The following is an 18,788-nucleotide window of genomic DNA, read 5'->3' on the forward strand; positions in this document are numbered from 1 at the left end:
CCAGCGGCCCGGCGGCGCCGCGCGGGCCGCGCCCGGCCAGCCAGCCGCCGGCGGCCGCTCCGGCCGTGACCAGTCCGACGAGGAGCGGCAGGGCGGCCGGCCCGGCCCCGGTGGCTTCGACGAGCAGTGGAACGTACTCGTCCAGCGCGGCGAACCCGGTGACGACGGCGAAGAGCAGCGCGGCGCGCCTGGCCCGGGGGGTGTGCCGCAGGGCGCGCAGGCCGCCGCGCAGCACCGTGGAGAAGCCGGGCTCCTCCTCGCCGTCCTCCGGGGCCGGGGCCCGGGAGTCGGGCAGCGTGCGGCCCACGGCGGCGCACAGCAGCATCGCCGCCACGCTGACGGCGCCGAGCGCCCGGTAACCGCCCGCGGCGTGGACGGGTGCGGCGAGCGCGGCGGCGAGGAGCTGCGCCGTGACGCCCGTCGCCCGGCTGCGGCCGATGACACGCTCGTAGGTGTGGGCGGCGCCGCGCCGGGCCAGCTCGGTGTGCGCGAGCGCCTGGTAGGTGCCCGATCGCAGGGCCGCCCCGGCGCCCCACAGCACGAAGCCCGCGGCGAAGGAGGGGTAGGAGGGCAGGAACGTCCACAGGGCGAATCCGGCACCGTTCGCCAGCGGCGCCGCGACCAGCAGCGCCCGCCGGGGCAGCAGGTCGGCCAGGACGCCCGTGGGGACGTCGAGCACGAAACCGGCCACGGACCAGAGGATGAACAGCGACGAGATCTGCGCCGCCGAGAGCCCCGTGTCGGCGAAGAGCACCGCGTAGAGCGGATACAGCACGACGAAGTCCTCCAGCCCCGCGTAGGCGTAGAGCCGACGCGTCAGGGAGGACGTGAAGGTGCTGGAGGTGCGCGAGGGATCGCGTGAGGATCAATGTCGTCGGAACATGAGGCGATCCTATGCCGCGCTCCGCCGCCCGGCCAGGGCCTTCCCGCCGGTCTTCGCCGGTCTTCCCGGGGGCCGGCCCCCGGGAAGACCGGCGAACGCCTCGTCAGGCGTGGCGTCCGCGCTTGCGTTCCGCCTGGTGCCGGCCGAACGCGTCGCGTTGCTTGAACATCTTCTTCCGCTCCGCGCGCAGCCGGGCGTCCGTGCGGGCCGCCAGCCGCTCGTTCTCCCGGCGCAGCTTCAGATAGCTGTCCCAGCGCCGGTGTGGGAGGGTGCCGTCCGCCAGCGCGGCGCGCACCGCGCAGCCGGGCTCGGTGCGGTGCCCGCAGTCGGGGAAGCGGCAGGCGGCGGCGAGCTCCTCGACGTCGGAGAACGCCTGCTGGACCCCGGCGTCGGCCTCCCACAGGCCCACGCCCCGCAACCCGGGGGTGTCGATGAGGACGCCCCCCTCCGGCAGGGGGAACAGCTCACGGTGGGTGGTGGTGTGGCGGCCCTTGCCGTCCCGGTCGCGGGCGGCCTGGACGGCGCTCACCTGGCGCCCGGTCAGGGTGTTGACCAGGGTCGACTTTCCCGCCCCCGACAGGCCGAGCAGCACCCCGGTGCGCCCGTGCAGCCGCCGCGCGAGCTCCTCGATCCCGGCCCCGGTCACGGAGCTGACGGTCAGGACGTCCACGCCGGGGGCGACCGACGCGGCGTCGGCGGACAGCGGCCCCGGCTCGGGCACCACGTCGGCCTTGGTGAGCACGAGCAGCGGCTCGGCACCGCTGGACCAGGCCAGGGAGACGAAGCGCTCCAGGCGTCCGAGGTCGAGTTCGACGGCGAGGGAGACGACGATGGCCGCCACGTCGACGTTGGCGGCCAGCACCTGGCCGTCGGAGCGCTTGGACGAGGTGGAGCGCAGGAAGGCGGAGCGGCGCGGGAGCAGTGCGCGCACCTGTGGCCCGGTGGGCCCCTCGACGAGGGCCGCCCAGTCGCCGGTGCAGGGCATGGCGGTCGGGTCGGCGCCGGCCACCGGGTGGCTCTCGGCACGCAGCGTGCCGTCGGCCGTCACGGCGACGCAGCGGCCGCCGCGGTCCACCCGGACGATGCGACCGGGGACGCAGCCGTCCCGGTCGAAGGGGGCGAAGGCGCGGGCGGTGGCCTCGTCCCAGCCGTAGCGGACGAGCGCGGAGCCCGCCTCCGGTGCCGGGGTGTCAGAACCGGACCCGGAACCGGCGGAGGTGGTGGTGTCGGTGATGGTGGTGGAGAGATGGGAAGGCGTGTGCGGCCTCAACGCGGTGAAACCCTTCGAAGAGTGCTCCCCGGCGTGCGGCGCTGTGCGGCGTCAGCCGGAGACCACGGGAACAGGAGTGGTGGTACGGGCGATCTGCGGGCGGTTCCTCCGCACCGCGGCGACGACGACGGTCATCGGCCTCACCTCCTGTCCTTCGCCACGGCGGACGCGGCGGCGCCGGGGCCCGGGCTCGCCCGTGGCCTCGACGGCTCCGCGCCCGGCACCCCGGGCCTCGGCCCGGACGCGTGGGCGGCGTCTCCACACCGGGGTCCCGGCGTGACGGGCATCAGCCTAGGGAGCGCCGGGCGGCGGCGCCAGCGCATTACGGGGAGGGCTCGGGGCCCTCGGGTTCGCCGTAGTGGGTCGGCGCGACGAACTCGGCCCACACCGACTTGCCGCTCCCTTGCCGCTCCACGCCCCACACGTCGGCGAGGCGGTCGACGAGGAGCATGCCGCGGCCGGTGAGCCCGATGTCCTCGTCCGCGCTCAGCTTCGGCGGGTCGGTGGAGCCGTCCTCGACCTCGACCCGGACCCGCCGGTCGCCGCCGTCCAGCAGCCGGAACGTCACGAGCGCGTCACCGGTGGTGTGCCGCAGCGCGTTGACGGTCAGTTCCTGGGTGACCAGCTCGACGGCGTCCGCGCAGGAGTCGGCGTTCCAGGAGCGGACGGCGGAGCGGGCCAGGCGCCGCACGCCCGCGATGGCCTTCAGGTCTCCCGCGGCGACCCGCTGGTGGAGACGGCGGCCGGGCTGCGGCATGGGAGCGGTCTCGCGGCGCAGCAGGACGAGGGCGAGGTCGTCCACCCCGGAGCGGCCGCCGGGCTGCTCGCACACCCAGTCGGCCAGGAGACGCAGGTCCTCGGGGCCGCGCCCGACGGCGTCCACGAGCTCGCGGATCCCGTCGTCGAGGTCCACGCGCGGCTGCTCCACCAGCCCGTCGGTGAACATCACCAGCGTCTCCCCCACGGCCAGCTCCAGCGAGGTGACCGGGAAGTCCGAGGGGCCCAGGTGGGGCAGGCCGAGCGGCAGGGCACCGGCGACCGGCAGCACCCGGCACAGGCCGTCGGTGCTCAGCAGCAGCGGGTCGAGGTGCCCGGCCCGCACGAGCCGCAGCCAACCGGTCGCCGGATCCGCCTCGGCGTACAGGCACGTGGCAAAGCGGTCGGTGTCGAGGTCGTGCAGGAACGTGGAGGCGCGGGCGAGCACCGTCGAGGCCGCGTGCCCCTCGGCGGCGTAGGCCCGCAGCACGATGCGCAGCTGGCCCATGACCGCGGCGGCGTGCGTGTCGTGGCCCTGGACGTCGCCGATGACGGCGGCGATGCGCCCGCCCGGCAGTGGGATGACGTCGTACCAGTCGCCGCCGATGTCCCGGCCCTGGCGGGCCGGGCGGTAGCTGACCTCGCTACGCAGGCCCGCCACCGAGGGGATGGTGTGCGGCAGCATGAAGCGCTGGAGGCTCTCGGCGAGTTCCATCTCCTGCTCGTAGAGCATCGCCCGCTGCAGGCTCTGCGCGATGGTGCTGGTCAGCGCGGTGAGCAGGGTCTCCTCTCCGGGGGTGAAGCTGTACTTGTCCCGGAACAGCAGCCCGATGGCGCCGATCGCGCGCCCCTGGGCGATCAGCGGCAGGTACGCGGCGGCGGAGGCGTTGAGCGGGGCGATGTAGGGCCACAGCCGGGGGTAGCGGGCCGCGAACTCCTGCTGCGAGACGAAGAAGCGCGGGGTCATCGTGCGGACGACCTCGCTCATCGGGAAGTCGGCGTCCAGCCGGGTGAACTCCAGCTCCGGCACGAGGCTGGTGGTGCGTCCCTCGGCGATCTGGCGCAGGTGGTTGCCCTCGACGAAGCCCATCATCAGGCTCACCGCGCCGAGCCGGCCCACGCCGCGGGCGCTCTCCAGCACGTCGATGACGTCGCGCACGCTGCGGGCGTTGGCGAGGGCGGCGGTCGTCTCCTCGACGACGCTGGCCTCGCGGTGCCGCTCGGTGTCGGGGGTGTTGCCGCCGGTGGCGCCGGTGAGCTCGTCGGTGGCGTCGCGGACGATGCCGATGATCCGGTGGGCCCGGCCCCAGGGGTCGCGCAGGATGCGGCCCTGGGAGTGCGTCCAGCGCAGGGTGCCGTCCCGGCAGCGGATGCGGAAGTAGAGCCCGTAGCGGGGGCGGCCGTCCTTCATGGCCTGGGTGACCATGGCGTCCAGCCGCGTCCACTCGCTGCGCGGCAGCCGGTCGATCAGCTTGGCCGGCCGGCCGTCGAACTCGTCCGGCCGCAGGTCGAACACCGCGAGGCCGCCGTCGTCCAGGTGCAGGCTACCGGTGTCCAGGTCCCAGTCGAAGGTTCCGGTGAGGTTGAGGGCGAGGGTGGTGCGCGTGTCCGCAGGCCAGTCCTCGGGCCCGGCGGGCGCCCCGGGAGCCGAATCACGCATGTCCATGCCGCACCCCCGACCGGAAGGCGATCTCCTTCACTCTGTCACTGTTCGCCCGATTCTTCGAGCGGGCAAAGGCGGCGGGGTGAGGCCGTCAGCGCCGGGGGCCCTTGATGCGGGAGCGGACGTCCTCCGGCGGCAGGAAGCGGGCCCAGCGTTCGGGAAACTCGGCCGGCCCCGGGGGCTCCGGCTCGGCGCCGCGCTCCGCCCCGGGTGCGCCGCTCTCCCGGGCGTACGGCTCGTCGTACCCGGCGTCGTCGTCCGTCTCGTCCTCGTCGCTCCCCTCGGCCCCCGCGCGGTTGCGGCGGGCCTCGGCGGCGGCGACCAGGGCGGCGGCCTCCTGCTCCCGCCGCCGGTCCCGGGCCCGGCGGGCGGCGGCGGTGGCCACCGAGGGCCACACCCGGTCGATGGCGGCGTTGACGGCGGCGCCGACCAGCACGGCGAAGGCCGAGACGAAGATCCACAGCAGCACGGCGACGGGCGCGGCCAGCGAACCGTAGATCGTCGGCCCCTCGACGGTGCTGGTGAGGTAGATCCGCAACAGGAAGGAGCCGCCCACCCACATGAGCAGGGCGACGAGCGCCCCGGGAATGTCCTCGCGCCACGGCGAGCGGACCGGGACGGAGACGTGGAAGAGCGTGGTGAGGAAGGCGATGGACAGCAGCAGGACCGTGGGCCAGTAGAAGATCCGCACAACCCACTCGGCCTGGGGCAGCCAGCCGATGGCGGCGTCCGGGCCCACCACCATCAGCGGCAGCGCGACGGCCCCGATGAGCAGGGCGACGAGGAAGAGGAGGAAGGCCAGCAGCCGGGTCTTGACGATCCCCCGGTGGCCGTCGAGCCCGTACATGACCGTGATCGTGTCGATGAAGACGTTCACGGCACGGGAGCCCGACCACAGCGCGAGCGCGAAGCCGACGGAGATGATGTCGGGCCGCCCGCCCTTGATGACGTCGTCGATGAGCGGGGCCGCGATGTCGTTCACGCCCCGGTCGGACAGGACGGTGGCCGAGGCGTCGAGGATGTTGCTGCGGACGCTGTCGATGCTGTCCGTGCCGATCCACGCGTCCAGGTAGCCCAGCAGCCCGATGAGGCCGAGCAGCAGCGGGGGCAGCGACAGCAGCGTGAAGAACGCCGCCTCGGCCGCGAGCCCGAGGATGCGGTACTCCATGCACGAGTTGACGGTGTCCTTCAGCAGCAGCCAGGCGAGCTTCCGCTTGGGGACGTCGCGGTACAGGCCGCTCATGCGCACGCGCCGGGCGGAGCGCCGTCGGGGGGATGGTTCTGCTGCTCGCACCCGCCCAACGTATCCGGCTACCGGCGGGGAACCTGCACGGGTGACCGGTTCGGCGGGGAAGCCCGGTCCTGTCGTCACGGGGTGTCCGTCCGCGAGCGGCCTCCGGTGCGGCGCGTCGCAGGGCGGCGGATCGCCCTCGTGCCGGGCGTACTCGGGCGACTCCGACAACGCGGCGAGGTGCCGTGCCGGGGGTCGCGAGCAGGGCGCCCCCTTGACGACAGGGCCTAAGGTGTCGCCATGTCTGCTGAGACGCCGCACGCCACGCACTCGGTCACCAACCAGCCCCCGCCGCTGGTGGATTACGACGTGTTCGCCGCAGACGCCGCGCTCGCCGAGGCCGTCGAACGGCATGTCGCCCCCGAACGCGCCGGGGAGGTCCGGGCGGAGCTGTCCGCGCTGGGCCGGGCAGCGGGCTCGGCCGAGGCCCAGGAGTGGGGGGCACAGGCGAACGAGTACGCGCCGCGGCTGCGCACCCACGACCGCTACGGGCACCGGATCGACGAGGTCGACTTCCACCCCGCCTGGCACCGCCTGCTGGACCGGGCCGTGTCGGCGGGGCTGACCGACGCCTGGTCCCGGCCCGACGGGCACCTGCGGCGGGCGGCCGGGTTCCTGGTGTGGTCCCAGGTCGAGGCCGGCCACGGCTGCCCGGTGTCGATGACGCACGCCGCGGTCCCGGCGCTGCGGACCGAGCCGCGGCTCGCGGCGCAGTGGGAGCCGCTGCTGACCTCGCACGTGTACGAGCCCGGGCTGCGGGCGCCCGCCACCAAGCGGGGCGCACTGGCCGGGATGGGCATGACGGAGAAGCAGGGCGGGTCCGACGTCCGGGCCAACACGACCCGGGCCGCGCCCCTGGCCGAGGACGGCACCTACACGCTGACCGGCCACAAGTGGTTCTGCTCCGCCCCCATGTCGGATGTGTTCCTGGTGCTGGCCCAGGCGGAGGCGGGGCTCACCTGCTTCCTGGTGCCGCGCGTCCTGGCGGACGGCAGCCGCAACACCTTCCGCGTCCAGCGGCTCAAGGACAAGCTCGGCAACCGCTCCAACGCCTCCGGCGAGGTGGAGTTCGACGGCACCACCTGGGCGCACCGCGTGGGCGAGGAGGGCCGGGGCGTCGCCACGATCATCGAGATGGTCGCGGCCACCCGGCTGGACTGCGTACTCGGCTCGGCCGGGCTGATGCGGCAGGCGGTGGCCCAGGCCGTCCACCACACGGCGCACCGGGAGGCCTTCGGCGGGCCGCTTCTCGACAAGCCCCTGATGCGCAACGTCCTGGCCGACCTCGCGGTGGAGTCCGAGGCGGCGACGGCGCTCGCGCTGCGGCTGGCCGCCGCCTGCGACGCCGCCCCGGACGACGAGGGCGAGCGGCTGCTGCTGCGGCTGGCCGTCCCGGCCGCCAAGTACTGGGTGACCAAGCGCTGCACCCCGACCGTCGGGGAGGCCCTGGAGTGCCTCGGCGGCAACGGCTACGTGGAGGAGTCGGGGATGCCCCGGCTGCTGCGGGAGGCCCCCCTCAACTCCATCTGGGAGGGCTCCGGCAACGTCCAGGCGCTCGACGTCCTGCGTGCCCTGCAGCGCGAGCCGGGCGCGCTGGACGCCTTCCTCGGCGAGGTGGGCGCGGCCCGGGGCGCCGACCACCGGCTCGACGCGGCCGTCAAGGACCTCCTGGTGGAGCTGGCCGACCTGGAGGGCATCGAGGGCCGCGCCCGTCGCCTGGTCGAGCGGATGGCCCTCGTGCTGCAGGGCGCGCTGCTGGTGCGGCACGCCCCGGCCGCGGTGGCCGACGCGTTCTGCGCCTCCCGGCTGGGCGCTGACTGGGGCCGGGCCTTCGGCACGCTCCCCGGCACGCTGGACCTGGCCGCCGTCGTGGCGCGGGCGCGTCCGGTCGGGTAGGGCTCACGCCGGGCCGGTGCGGGGCAGGTCGGCGCCGCGGACCGTGCACACGGCCGCCGCGACCTCGACACCCCGGGCCAGCGCGGAGCGCACGGCCGCCTCGTCGAGCCCGTCCAGCCGCCCGCCGAGCGCCCCGCCGCCGTGGAGGGCGTGCAGGAACCCGGCCATGAACGCGTCCCCGGCCCCGACGGTGTCGGCGACGGCGACCGCCGGGGCGGCCACGCGCACGCCCCGGCCGTCGAGCGACGCGTACGCCCCCCGCTCCCCCAGGGTGACGACGACGAGCCGGGCGCCCCAGGCGTGGAAGGTCTCCGCCGCCCGCGGCAGCGGCGTCCCGGGCAGGAGGTGCGCCAGGTCCTCGTCGGAGAGCCGCAGCACGTCCGTCACCGCGCACCAGCGGGCCAGCCGTTCCCGGTAGCGCGCGGGCTCCACCAGCAGCGGGCGCACGTTGGGGTCGAGGGAGACGGTCGCCCGGGCCCGGACGGCGGCGGCCAGCCGCTCCACCGCGGCGTCCCCCGGCGCGCGGACCAGGGCCAGGGAGCCGGTGTGCAGGCAGGCGAGGGGCGCGCGCGCCGCCCGGGCCAGCTCGGTGTCCGTCCACTGCCAGTCGGCGGTGCCCTGGGCGTGGAAGGAGTAGTCGGCCCGGCCCCGGTCGTCCACGTCCGCGACGGCGAGCGTGCTGGGTTCGGCCGCCTCGACCACGGCGTCGAGGTCCACCCCCGCGTCGGTCAGCCTGGTGCGGAACAGCCGGCCGAAGACGTCCGCCGACAGCCGGCCGAGGAAGCGGGTGGGGGTGCCGAGCCGGGCCAGGGCGGCCGCGGTGTTGGCCGGTCCGCCGCCGGGCCGGACCCGGAGCCCGAGGCCGCCGATGTCGGCGGCGGTGACGAAGGCGTCGGCCACGCACTCGCCCAGCACGGCGACCGGAGCGCCGGGCGACCGCCCGGATGCCGCCGGCCGCTCGGCGTCTCCGTGCCGGGCGACGTCCTGCGGATGGCCGACGTCCTGCGGATGGCCGACGTCCTGCGGCTGCTTGGCGTCCTGCCGCTGCTCGGCGTCGGAACTCCGGGTCGGTACGGGCAACGGGATCGACCTCCGCGGAGCCGGGGCAGAGTGGGCCGTGGCCATCCTGCCAGCCGGGCCCCGTCCAGGGTTCGGACATGGGTCCCGCGATCCGGATAGGGCCCGTGGAAGCCTCAGGCCCGGAGCCGCCCGGCGGGGCGGGCTCCGGGTCACCCGCCGCCTCGCCCCCGCGTGCCGAGGCGGGGCCAAGGGTGCGCACCGGGAAGATCGGCCAGGGCCGCGGCCCACCCGGAGCCGAGATGTGACGCCCACCACAACATCCCGCCCTGCGAGACACGCATGTCCGCATAGTGGATAACGGTGGACTGAGTCCAAGAGCGCGTGCGAGTCTTCCGTCCATGTCCAGAGCTGGAATCGTCTTGGTGAGTCGACGTCACGTCGACCTCGGTCGCATGTCCAGCGCCATCTGTCCGGCGGGCTGACAGTCACAGCACCGAGCGCACTGAAAGCAACGCCGCACCGCACGCCGCCCCCGCCGACGCGGGCACGTGCCACCCCCTGACCTCCCCCTCCCCGACCTCGGGCCGGGGACGCCAGCGCGGGTGCACCGCCGTGTGCCACGACCACCGCCTGCCCGCACGCGCGGGCGCCACCCCCTGCCGCATCCACCCCGTCAGCCCGAAGGACCCGCCACCATGGCCGACAAGCCCCAGAAAGCCGCCGCCCCGACGCGCCGCAAGCCCGGCCGCCACCGTGGCGAAGGCCAGTGGGCCAAGGGACACTTCACCCCGCTCAACGCCAACGAGCAGACGAAGAAGGACGACGACGGTCTCAATGTGCGGACACGCATTGAGACGATCTACGCCCACCGTGGCTTCGACTCCATCGACGGCGCCGACCTGCGCGGGCGCATGCGCTGGTGGGGCCTGTACACCCAGCGCAAGCCCGGCATCGACGGCGGCAAGACGGCCGTCCTGGAGCCGGAGGAGCTGGACGACGAGTACTTCATGCTGCGCGTGCGGATCGACGGCGGCCGCCTGAGCACCGAGCAGCTCCGCGTCGTCGGCGGGATCTCCGAGGAGTTCGCGCGCGGCACCGCCGACATCACCGACCGGCAGAACATCCAGTACCACTGGATCCGCATCGAGGACATGCCGGAGATCTGGCGCCGGCTGGAGGCCGTCGGGCTGTCCACGACGGAGGCCTGCGGCGACACCCCGCGCGTGATCCTCGGCTCCCCCGTGGCCGGGATCGCGGCCGACGAGATCATCGACGGCACCCCGGCGATCGACGAGGTCCACCGCCGCGTCGTGGGCAACCCCGCCTACTCCAACCTCCCGCGCAAGTTCAAGTCCGCGATCTCCGGCTCGCCCCTGCTGGACGTCGCGCACGAGATCAACGACGTCGCCTTCGTCGGCGTCGAGCACCCCGAGCTCGGCCCCGGCTTCGACGTCTGGGTCGGCGGCGGGCTGTCCACCAACCCCAAGATCGGGGTGCGGCTGGGCGCCTGGACGCCGCTGGAGGAGGTCGCCGACGTCTTCGAGGGCATCATCGGCATCTTCCGCGACTACGGGTACCGGCGGCTGCGCACCCGGGCCCGCATCAAGTTCCTCGTCGCCGACTGGGGCCCCGAGAAGTTCCGCCAGATCCTCGAGGACGAGTACCTGAAGCGCAAGCTCGCCGACGGGCCCGCCCCGCAGGCACCCGTCGAGCGCTGGCGCGACCACGTCGGCGTGCACCGGCAGAAGGACGGCCGCTTCTACGTCGGCTTCGCGCCCCGCGTCGGCCGCGTGGACGGCGCGACCCTCACCAAGATCGCCGAGCTCGCCGAGGCACACGGCTCGCAGCGCGTCCGCACCACGGCCGAGCAGAAGATGATCATCCTCGACGTGCCCGAGGAGCAGGTGCGGCCGCTCCAGGACGCCCTCGCGGCGCTCGACCTGACGACGAAGCCGTCCCCGTTCCGGCGCGGCACGATGGCCTGCACCGGCATCGAGTTCTGCAAGCTCGCCATCGTCGAGACCAAGGGCCGTGGCCAGAGCCTCATCGAGGAGCTGGAGCGGCGGCTGCCCGACTTCGACGAGCCGCTCACCATCAACATCAACGGATGCCCCAACTCCTGCGCCCGCATCCAGGTCGCGGACATCGGCCTCAAGGGGCAGCTCGTCCTGGACGAGGACGGCAACCAGGTCGAGGGCTACCAGGTGCACCTGGGCGGCTCGCTGGGCCTGGAGCCCGGCTTCGGCCGCAAGGTGCGCGGCCTGAAGGTCACCGCGGCCGGGCTGCCGGACTACGTCGAGCGGGTCGTGCGGGCCTTCACGGAACAGCGCACCGAGGGCGAGCGGTTCTCCCAGTGGGTGGCCCGCGCTGACGAAGGGTCGCTGAAGTGAGCGAGCGCGCCGCCCCGTTCTACTGCCCGTACTGCGCAGAAGAGGACCTGCGGCCGTCCGAGGAGGGACACGGCGCCTGGGAGTGCGGCGCCTGCAACCGGGCCTTCCGGCTCTCCTTCCTCGGTCTGCTCGCCCGGGGCTTCGCGCGCGGCGCCGGGCGGCCCGAGCGCACCGAAGACGACGAAGGGGGAACCGCATGACCACCGCCACCGCCACCGCCGCCGAGCTGCGGGAGCTGGCCGAACGGGCCGGGCGGGAGCTGGAGGACGCCTCCGCGCAGGAGATCCTGCGCTGGGCCGCCGACACCTTCGGCGAGCGCTTCTGCGTGACGTCCTCCATGGAGGACGCCGTCGTGGCCCACCTCGCGTCGACGGTGTTCCCCGGCGTCGACGTCGTCTTCCTCGACACCGGTTACCACTTCCCCGAGACGATCGGCACCCGGGACGCGGTGGAGGCGGTGATGGACGTCAACGTCATCACCCTCACCCCGCGGCAGACGGTCGCCGAGCAGGACGCCGAGTACGGCCCCAGGCTGCACGACCGCGACCCGGACCGGTGCTGCGCCCTGCGCAAGGTGGCCCCGCTCCAGGAGGGGCTGACCGGCTACCAGGCGTGGGCGACGGGCCTGCGCCGGGACGAGTCCCCCACCCGGGCGAACACCCCGGTCGTCGGCTGGGACGTAAAGCGGCGGAAGGTCAAGGTCTCGCCCATCGCCCGATGGACGCAGGCGGACGTGGACGCCTACGTCGCCGAACACGGCGTTCTGACCAACCCGCTGCTGAGCGACGGCTACGCCTCCATCGGCTGCGCCCCCTGCACCCGCCGGGTGGCGGCGGGCGAGGACGCGCGCGCGGGGCGCTGGGCGGGTTCCGGCAAGACCGAGTGCGGGCTGCACGGCTGATGGGCCGACCGACGGGTGAAGGACAGCAGGGAGCGGAGACGATGAGTGAGGCAGGACGCCGCGGCGCCACGGTCTGGCTGACCGGGCTGCCCAGCGCGGGCAAGACGACGATCGCCCGCGCCCTGGCCGCGCGGCTGGAGGAGACCGGGCAGCGCACCGAGGTGCTCGACGGGGACGAGATCCGCGAGTTCCTCTCCGCCGGGCTCGGCTTCTCCCGGGAGGACCGCCACACCAACGTGCAGCGCATCGGCTTCGTCGCCGAGCTGCTGGCCTCGCACGGGGTCACCGTGCTGGTGCCGGTGATCGCCCCGTACGCGGACAGCCGGGAGGCGGTGCGCAAGCGGCACGAGCGCGAGGGCACGCCGTACGTCGAGGTACACGTGGCCACGCCCGTCGAGGTGTGCTCGGAGCGGGACGTGAAGGGCCTGTACGCCAAGCAGGCGGCCGGGCAGCTGACCGGGCTGACCGGCGTCGACGACCCCTACGAGGCCCCGGCCGCACCGGACCTGCGGATCGAGGCGCACGAGCAGAGCGTCGAGGAGTCCGCCGCCACGCTGCACACGCTGCTGCTTCAGAAGGGACTGGCATGACGACCGCGACCGAGACCGGCGAGGCCACCGACAGCCCCTACGCGCTGTCCCACCTGGACGCGCTGGAGTCCGAGGCCGTCCACATCTTCCGGGAGGTGGCCGGGGAGTTCGAGCGCCCGGTGATCCTCTTCTCCGGGGGCAAGGACTCCATCGTGATGCTGCACCTCGCGCTCAAGGCGTTCACGCCCGCGCCGGTGCCGTTCGCACTGCTGCACGTGGACACCGGGCACAACTTCCCCGAGGTCATCGACTACCGCGACCGCACCGTCGCCCGGCACGGGCTGCGGCTGCACGTCGCCTCCGTCCAGGACTTCATCGACCGCGGCGAACTGCGCGAGCGCCCCGACGGCACCCGCAACCCGCTGCAGACCGTGCCACTGCTGCGCGCCATCGAGGACCACCGGTTCGACGCCGTCTTCGGCGGCGGCCGGCGCGACGAGGAGAAGGCCCGCGCCAAGGAGCGCGTCTTCTCCCTGCGGGACGAGTTCGGCGGCTGGGACCCGCGCCGCCAGCGCCCCGAGCTGTGGCAGCTCTACAACGGCCGGCACGCGCCGGGCGAGCACGTGCGCGTCTTCCCGCTGTCCAACTGGACCGAGCTGGACGTGTGGCAGTACATCGCGCGGGAGAACATCGAGCTGCCGCAGATCTACTACGCCCACGAGCGCGAGGTCTTCGCGCGCAACGGCATGTGGCTGGCCCCCGGCGAGTGGGGCGGCCCCAAGGAGGGCGAGACCGTCGAGAAGCGCCGGGTGCGCTACCGCACGGTCGGCGACATGTCCTGCACCGGCGCCGTCGACTCCGGCGCCGACACGATCGAGAAGGTCATCGCCGAGATCGCCGCCTCCCGGCTCACCGAGCGGGGCGCGACCCGGGCCGACGACAAGCTGTCCGAGGCCGCGATGGAAGACCGCAAGCGCGAGGGGTACTTCTGATGAGCCAGCCGAGCACGACACCGGCCGCCGAGGTCTCCGGGACCTCGGCCACCTCGCTGCTGCGCTTCGCCACCGCCGGCAGCGTGGACGACGGCAAGTCCACCCTCGTCGGACGGCTGCTGCACGACTCCAAGTCGGTCCTGGCCGACCAGCTGGAGGCCGTCGAGCACGCCTCCCGCAGCCGCGGCCAGGAGGCCCCCGACCTGGCCCTGCTGACCGACGGCCTGCGCGCCGAGCGGGAGCAGGGCATCACCATCGACGTCGCCTACCGCTACTTCGCCACGCCCCGGCGGCGGTTCATCCTCGCCGACACCCCCGGGCACGTGCAGTACACCCGCAACATGGTCACCGGCGCCTCCACCGCCGAGCTCGCGGTGGTGCTGGTCGACGCCCGCAACGGCGTCGTCGAGCAGACCCGGCGCCACGCCGCCGTCGCGGCCCTGCTGCGCGTCCCGCACGTCGTGCTGGCCGTGAACAAGATGGACCTCGTCGGCTACGAGGAGTCGGTCTTCGCCGCCATCGCCGAGGAGTTCACCGCCTACGCGGCCTCCCTCGGCGTCCCGGAGATCACCGCCATCCCCATCTCCGCCCTCGTCGGCGACAACGTCGTCACGGCCTCCGCGCACATGGACTGGTACGCCGGCCCCACCGTGCTGGAGCACCTGGAGACGGTCCCCGTCACCCACGACCCGTCCGACGACGTCGCCCGCTTCCCCGTCCAGTACGTGATCCGGCCGCAGACCCCCGAGTTGCCCGACTACCGCGGCTACGCCGGGCAGATCGCCTCCGGCGTGCTGCGCGTGGGCCAGCCCGTCACCGTCCTGCCCTCGGGCCGGACGTCGACGATCGAGGGCATCGACGCGCTGGGCGAGCCGGTCGACGTCGCCTGGGCGCCGCAGTCCGTCACCCTGCGGCTCGCGGACGACCTGGACATCTCGCGCGGCGATCTCATCGCCCCGGCGGACGCCGTCGTCGCCCCCAGCCAGGACCTCACCGCGACGGTGTGCCACCTCCACGACACCCCGCTCACCGTGGGCCAGCGCGTGCTGCTCAAGCACACCACCCGGACCGTCAAGGCCATCGTCAAGCAGATCCCCTCGCGGCTCACCCTCGACGACCTCTCCCAGCACCCCGAGCCGGGCACCCTCGTCGCCAACGACATCGGCCGGGTCGTCCTGCGCACCGCCGAGCCGCTGGCCGTGGACGCGTACGCCGACTCCCGGCGCACCGGCTCCTTCCTGCTCGTCGACCCGGCCGACGGCACCACGCTCACCGCCGGCATGGCCGGTGACGCGTTCGCCGAGGCCGCCGCCGACGCGGCTCCGGCCACCGCCGAGGACGAGGGCTGGGACTTCTGACATGACCTCTCTCTCCCTCGGGGCGGCCGGTGTGACGCCGTTCGCGACGTTCGACCGGCGCGGTGTGCGCGTCGGCAGCGGCCCCCTCGGCAGCGGCCAGGGCGGCATGGGGCGATGCCGCCCGTGACGCCCGCCCCGCACCCCGCACGACCGGCATCCGCCGCGCCCGCCCCGTACGTCCGATCTCACCTGCCGTAGCCGCCCGCCGAAGGTGGCGAACGACGAGAGGACACCCCAGTGCCCACGAAACTCGCCACCCCGGCCCCCGCCCAGGCCACCGAGGCGCACGCCCCCGCGCCCTACGCCGTACGGCTCGACCACGTCTCCAAGGCGTTCGGCCGCCGGGGCGCGCAGCAGCTCGTGCTGGACGACATCCAGCTGGAGGCCGCGCCCGGCGAGTTCGTCTGCCTGCTGGGCGCCTCGGGCTGTGGCAAGTCCACCCTGCTCAACCTCGTCGCCGGGCTCGACCAGCCGACGTCCGGCACCGCCCAGGTGCCCTTCGGGCGGCCCGCCCTGATGTTCCAGGACCACGCGCTGTTCCCGTGGCTGAGCGCCGGGCGCAACATCGAGCTGGCCCTCAAGCTCGCCGGCGTCCCCAAGGGCGAGCGTCGGGAACAGGCCCAGGAGCTGCTGCGGCTCGTGCGGCTCCCCGACGCCTACGGCAAGCGGGTGCACCAGCTCTCCGGCGGCATGCGGCAGCGCGTGGCCCTCGCCCGCTCACTGGCCCAGGGCAGCGAGGTCCTGCTCATGGACGAGCCCTTCGCCGCGCTGGACGCCATCACCCGCGACCTGCTCCACGAGGAGCTGACCCGGGTGTGGTCCGAGCGCAAGCTGACCGTCCTGTTCGTCACGCACAACGTCCGCGAGGCCGTGCGGCTCGGACAGCGCGTCGTGCTGCTCTCCTCACGCCCCGGGCGCGTCGCCCGCTCCTGGGACGTCGACCTGCCCTACCCGCGGCGCATCGAGGACAACGGCGTCACCTCGCTCGCCCGCGAGATCACCTGCCACCTGCACCGGGAGATCGTGCGCCATGCCCGTCACTGACGCCGTGAGTACGCCGCCCTCCGGGCGCGACCCGGGCCCGGAGACGGAGGACGCCGTCGAGATGGCCTCCGGGCTCGACGCCCTGGAGAGCCAGCCCGCCGACACCTCGCGGCGCGTCCTGGCCAAGGCCGCCCCGCCGCTCCTCGCCGTCGCCCTCGTGCTCGCGCTGTGGCAGCTGGTCCACTGGCTCGGCTGGTCCGCCGAGCTGCCCGCGCCCGCCGAGGTCGCCGCCTCGCTGGGCGACTCCCTCGCCGACGGCACCCTGCTACCCTCCCTCGGGCACAGCGTGCTGCGCTGCCTCGTCGGTTTCGCCGCCTCGGCCGCCATCGGCGTGCCCCTCGGCGTCCTGCTCACCCGGTTCACGCCGCTGCGCACGGTGTTCGGCCCCGTTCTCTCGGCCGTCCAGTCGCTCCCGGCCGCCGCCCTGGTCCCCGTCGCGGTCATCGCCCTCGGCCCCTCCGAGGGCGCCGTCTACACCGTCGTCCTGCTCGGCGCGGTGCCCTCCATCGCGGTCGGCGTCGCGGCCGGCATCGACCAGGTGCCGCCCCTGCTCCTGCGGGCCGGGCGATCCATGGGCGCCCAGGGGCCGCGCGGCGCCCTGCACATCCTCCTGCCCGCCGCCCTGCCCGGCCTCATCGGCGCCCTGCGCCAGGGCTGGACCTTCGGCTGGCGCGCCCTCATGACCGCCGAGCTCATCACGGCCACGCCCCTGCCCGGCATCGGCCGGATGCTCGCCGACGGCAACACCGCGGAATCCATGAGCGCGGTGCTGGCCGCCGTCACGCTCATCCTCGCCGTCGGCGTCGCCGTCGAGTCCCTGCTCTTCTCCCCGCTCGAACGCCGCGTCCTGCACGCCCGCGGCCTGACCGGCCGCTGACGCAAGCCGGCCACCCGACGGAAACGGACCCGCTCATGCACGCCCCCGCCCTGCTCGTCATCGCCCACGGCAGCCGCGACCCACGGCACGCCGCCACCGTCGCGGCGCTGTGCGAACGGGTCCGCCGGCAGTGCCCCGGGCTGCGCGTCGACGTCGGCCACCTCGACTTCAACGCCCCCTCGGTGCCCCAGGCCCTGCACCGCCTCGACGCCGACGGGGTGCGGGACGTCGTCGCCCTGCCGCTGCTCCTCACGCGCGCCTTCCACGCCAAGAGCGACATCCCCGCCGTCCTGCGGGAGGCCGCGGCCCGGCTGCCGCGGCTGCGCGTCACCCAGGCCGACGTCCTCGGCCCGCACGACCTGCTGACCACCGCCCTGGAACGGCGGCTGGGGCAGGCGGGAGTGCACCCGTCCCACGCCGCCACCACCGGCATCGTCCTGGCGTCGGCGGGCTCCTCTGACCCGGAGGCGATCGCAGTGATCGCAGAAATCGCGCGGGAGTGGCGGCGTGCCACCGGTTGGTGCGCCGTGCGGCCTGCGTTCGCCTCCGCATCCCTCCCCCGCACGGCGGACGCCGTCAGCGCCCTGCGCGCCGACGGCGTCCGCCGCGTGGCCGTCGCCCCCTACGTCATCGCACCCGGCTTCCTGCCCGACCGCATCGCCGCGGGCGCCGCCGAGGCGGGCGCCGACGCCGTGGCCCCCGTGCTCGGTGACGCCCCCGAGCTGGCCCAGCTCCTGCTGCGCCGCTACCGCGAGGCCCACGCCCGCCGCCCGGCCCTGGCCGCGGCCTGACCCGCCGTCACCGCACGGCCTCCGTTGCGCTCTCGGCGATTCCGCTGACGGAGATCAGCTCTTCCGGACCTCCGGGCCCTCCCGCACAGTTGCCGCCATGACGAAACTTCTCGTGCTGGGTGGCACACACTTCGTGGGACGGGCCGTGGCGCAGGAGGGCGTGGCGCGCGGGTGGGACGTTACCGTTCTCAACCGGGGCAACACCCCCGCCCCCGAGGGCGTGCGTTCCCTCCTCGGCGACCGCACCCGTCCCGACGGGCTGACGGCGCTCGCCGACGGCACCTGGGACGTCGTCGTGGACACCTGGACCGACGCACCCCGTGCCGTCCGCGACAGCGCCCTGCTCCTCGCCCCCTCCTGCGGCCACTACGCCTACGTCTCCAGCCGCTCCGTCTACACCTGGCCCGCCCCCGCCGGCGCCGACGAGACCGCCCCCGTCGTCGACTCCTCCCCCGACGCCGAGGCCACCGACTACGCCCACAACAAGCGCGGCGGCGAACTCGCCGTCCTCGACGCCTTCGGCGACCGCGCGCTCCTGCTGCGCGCCGGGTTGATCCTCGGCCCGAACGAGGACGTCGGCCGGCTGCCGTGGTGGCTGCGCCGCATCGCCCGCGGCGGCCCCGTCCTCGCCCCCGGCCCGCGCGAGCTCCCCCTCCAGTACATCGATGCCCGCGACCTGGCCGCCTTCGCCCTGGACGGCGCCGCCTCGGGGCTCGGCGGCGCCTACGACACCGTCGGCCGCTCCGGGGACACCACGATGGGCGCCCTCCTGGACGCCTGCGTCCAGGCCACCGGCGCCACCGCCGAGCTGCGCTGGACGGCCCCGGAGACCATCCTGGCCGCCGGCATCGAACCCTGGACCGAGCTGCCCGTCTGGGCCCCACCGGGCGAGCTGCACGACGCCATGCACCGCTCCGACGTCAGCCGGGCCCTCGCCGCGGGGCTGCGCCCGCGCCCCCTGCTCGACACCGTCACCGACACCTGGGCCACCCTGGACACCCCGGCCCACACCCACCCCCGAGCCACCACCGGCCTCCCCCCGGAGAAGGAGTCCCGCGTGCTGCGGAACCCAGAGGGCTGAAGTCCGCGCGCCGAAGGCCCGGCGGCCCGGCCTGGTGTCCAGGGA

Annotated in this window: 18 protein-coding genes; 13 read left to right on the forward strand and 5 right to left on the reverse strand. The window is 74.6% G+C overall.

The features are described 5' to 3' along the window. From HPT28_RS17780 to HPT28_RS17795, 4 genes are all read right to left on the reverse strand, one after another. Window positions 1–775 (reverse strand): MFS transporter (locus tag HPT28_RS17780; RefSeq protein WP_219092104.1); only part of this gene is annotated, 775 nt, incomplete at its 3' end. Window positions 776–986: 211 nt separating this feature from the next. After that, window positions 987–2,117, reverse strand: a complete 1,131-nt coding sequence (rsgA, locus tag HPT28_RS17785; RefSeq protein WP_219092150.1) for a ribosome small subunit-dependent GTPase A — start codon at window positions 2,115–2,117, stop codon at window positions 987–989. Between the two features lie 358 nt (window positions 2,118–2,475). Continuing rightward, entirely contained in the window at window positions 2,476–4,569 is a 2,094-nt protein-coding gene (locus HPT28_RS17790; protein ID WP_219092105.1) for a SpoIIE family protein phosphatase, read from the reverse strand. A 94-nt stretch (window positions 4,570–4,663) separates the two neighbouring features. After that, window positions 4,664–5,815, reverse strand: a complete 1,152-nt coding sequence (locus HPT28_RS17795; RefSeq protein WP_219092106.1) for a YihY/virulence factor BrkB family protein — start codon at window positions 5,813–5,815, stop codon at window positions 4,664–4,666. Between the two features lie 288 nt (window positions 5,816–6,103). On the opposite strand from HPT28_RS17795, the gene HPT28_RS17800 reads away from it, so the two are divergent. Beyond that, window positions 6,104–7,759, forward strand: coding sequence for an acyl-CoA dehydrogenase family protein (locus HPT28_RS17800; protein WP_219092107.1), 1,656 nt, complete (start codon window positions 6,104–6,106; stop codon window positions 7,757–7,759). A 3-nt stretch (window positions 7,760–7,762) separates the two neighbouring features. Here HPT28_RS17800 and HPT28_RS17805 read toward each other — a convergent pair whose 3' ends face one another. Beyond that, window positions 7,763–8,674, reverse strand: coding sequence for a PfkB family carbohydrate kinase (locus tag HPT28_RS17805; RefSeq protein ID WP_308119340.1), 912 nt, complete (start codon window positions 8,672–8,674; stop codon window positions 7,763–7,765). Window positions 8,675–9,177: 503 nt separating this feature from the next. On the opposite strand from HPT28_RS17805, the gene HPT28_RS27760 reads away from it, so the two are divergent. The 12 genes from HPT28_RS27760 (at window position 9,178) to HPT28_RS17860 (ending at window position 18,743) form a co-directional block, all read left to right on the forward strand. Next, window positions 9,178–9,261: a putative leader peptide gene (locus tag HPT28_RS27760; RefSeq protein WP_332328088.1), complete on the forward strand. Its 84-nt coding sequence runs from the start codon at window positions 9,178–9,180 to the stop codon at window positions 9,259–9,261. 213 nt (window positions 9,262–9,474) lie between these two features. Next, complete coding sequence (locus tag HPT28_RS17810; RefSeq protein WP_219092109.1) at window positions 9,475–11,169, forward strand: nitrite/sulfite reductase; 1,695 nt, start codon at window positions 9,475–9,477, stop codon at window positions 11,167–11,169. Continuing rightward, window positions 11,166–11,369: a hypothetical protein gene (locus tag HPT28_RS17815; RefSeq protein ID WP_219092110.1), complete on the forward strand. Its 204-nt coding sequence runs from the start codon at window positions 11,166–11,168 to the stop codon at window positions 11,367–11,369. The genes HPT28_RS17810 and HPT28_RS17815 overlap by 4 nt, the downstream gene beginning before the upstream one ends. Beyond that, window positions 11,366–12,070 (forward strand): phosphoadenylyl-sulfate reductase, encoded by a 705-nt coding sequence (locus HPT28_RS17820; RefSeq protein ID WP_219092111.1) that lies wholly within the window; start codon window positions 11,366–11,368, stop codon window positions 12,068–12,070. The genes HPT28_RS17815 and HPT28_RS17820 overlap by 4 nt, the downstream gene beginning before the upstream one ends. 41 nt (window positions 12,071–12,111) lie before the next feature. Further along, window positions 12,112–12,660, forward strand: coding sequence for an adenylyl-sulfate kinase (gene cysC / locus HPT28_RS17825; RefSeq protein WP_219092112.1), 549 nt, complete (start codon window positions 12,112–12,114; stop codon window positions 12,658–12,660). Continuing rightward, a complete protein-coding gene (cysD, locus tag HPT28_RS17830) occupies window positions 12,657–13,592 on the forward strand; it encodes a sulfate adenylyltransferase subunit CysD (RefSeq protein WP_219092113.1) in 936 nt (311 codons plus the stop codon). The genes cysC and cysD overlap by 4 nt, the downstream gene beginning before the upstream one ends. Continuing rightward, a complete protein-coding gene (locus HPT28_RS17835) occupies window positions 13,592–14,950 on the forward strand; it encodes a sulfate adenylyltransferase subunit 1 (protein ID WP_219092114.1) in 1,359 nt (452 codons plus the stop codon). Before cysD ends, HPT28_RS17835 begins: the two co-directional genes overlap by 1 nt. 1 nt (window position 14,951) lies before the next feature. Beyond that, on the forward strand, window positions 14,952–15,077 hold the full coding sequence (locus HPT28_RS17840) for a hypothetical protein (RefSeq protein ID WP_219092115.1): 126 nt from the start codon (window positions 14,952–14,954) through the stop codon (window positions 15,075–15,077). A gap of 110 nt (window positions 15,078–15,187) precedes the next feature. After that, window positions 15,188–15,994: an ABC transporter ATP-binding protein gene (locus HPT28_RS17845; protein WP_219092116.1), complete on the forward strand. Its 807-nt coding sequence runs from the start codon at window positions 15,188–15,190 to the stop codon at window positions 15,992–15,994. Further along, window positions 15,981–16,871, forward strand: a complete 891-nt coding sequence (locus tag HPT28_RS17850) for an ABC transporter permease (RefSeq protein ID WP_219092117.1) — start codon at window positions 15,981–15,983, stop codon at window positions 16,869–16,871. The genes HPT28_RS17845 and HPT28_RS17850 overlap by 14 nt, the downstream gene beginning before the upstream one ends. A 35-nt stretch (window positions 16,872–16,906) precedes the next feature. Continuing rightward, window positions 16,907–17,662: a sirohydrochlorin chelatase gene (locus tag HPT28_RS17855; protein ID WP_219092118.1), complete on the forward strand. Its 756-nt coding sequence runs from the start codon at window positions 16,907–16,909 to the stop codon at window positions 17,660–17,662. A 97-nt stretch (window positions 17,663–17,759) separates the two neighbouring features. Continuing rightward, window positions 17,760–18,743, forward strand: a complete 984-nt coding sequence (locus tag HPT28_RS17860) for an NAD-dependent epimerase/dehydratase family protein (RefSeq protein ID WP_219092119.1) — start codon at window positions 17,760–17,762, stop codon at window positions 18,741–18,743. Window positions 18,744–18,788 lie beyond the last annotated feature (45 nt).

The organism is Streptomyces sp. JJ38, from assembly GCF_019303475.1.
GTDB lineage: Bacteria > Actinomycetota > Actinomycetes > Streptomycetales > Streptomycetaceae > Streptomyces.

Coding starts and splice junctions, on each gene's coding strand:
- HPT28_RS17790 (WP_219092105.1), bottom strand. CDS start 4,569: ATGCGTGATTCGGCTCCCGGGGCGCCCGCCGGGCCCGAGGACTGGCCT.
- HPT28_RS17795 (WP_219092106.1), bottom strand. CDS start 5,815: ATGAGCGGCCTGTACCGCGACGTCCCCAAGCGGAAGCTCGCCTGGCTG.
- HPT28_RS17800 (WP_219092107.1), top strand. CDS start 6,104: ATGTCTGCTGAGACGCCGCACGCCACGCACTCGGTCACCAACCAGCCC.
- HPT28_RS27760 (WP_332328088.1), top strand. CDS start 9,178: ATGTCCAGAGCTGGAATCGTCTTGGTGAGTCGACGTCACGTCGACCTC.
- HPT28_RS17810 (WP_219092109.1), top strand. CDS start 9,475: ATGGCCGACAAGCCCCAGAAAGCCGCCGCCCCGACGCGCCGCAAGCCC.
- HPT28_RS17820 (WP_219092111.1), top strand. CDS start 11,366: ATGACCACCGCCACCGCCACCGCCGCCGAGCTGCGGGAGCTGGCCGAA.
- cysC (WP_219092112.1), top strand. CDS start 12,112: ATGAGTGAGGCAGGACGCCGCGGCGCCACGGTCTGGCTGACCGGGCTG.
- cysD (WP_219092113.1), top strand. CDS start 12,657: ATGACGACCGCGACCGAGACCGGCGAGGCCACCGACAGCCCCTACGCG.
- HPT28_RS17835 (WP_219092114.1), top strand. CDS start 13,592: ATGAGCCAGCCGAGCACGACACCGGCCGCCGAGGTCTCCGGGACCTCG.
- HPT28_RS17840 (WP_219092115.1), top strand. CDS start 14,952: ATGACCTCTCTCTCCCTCGGGGCGGCCGGTGTGACGCCGTTCGCGACG.
- HPT28_RS17850 (WP_219092117.1), top strand. CDS start 15,981: ATGCCCGTCACTGACGCCGTGAGTACGCCGCCCTCCGGGCGCGACCCG.
- HPT28_RS17855 (WP_219092118.1), top strand. CDS start 16,907: ATGCACGCCCCCGCCCTGCTCGTCATCGCCCACGGCAGCCGCGACCCA.
- HPT28_RS17860 (WP_219092119.1), top strand. CDS start 17,760: ATGACGAAACTTCTCGTGCTGGGTGGCACACACTTCGTGGGACGGGCC.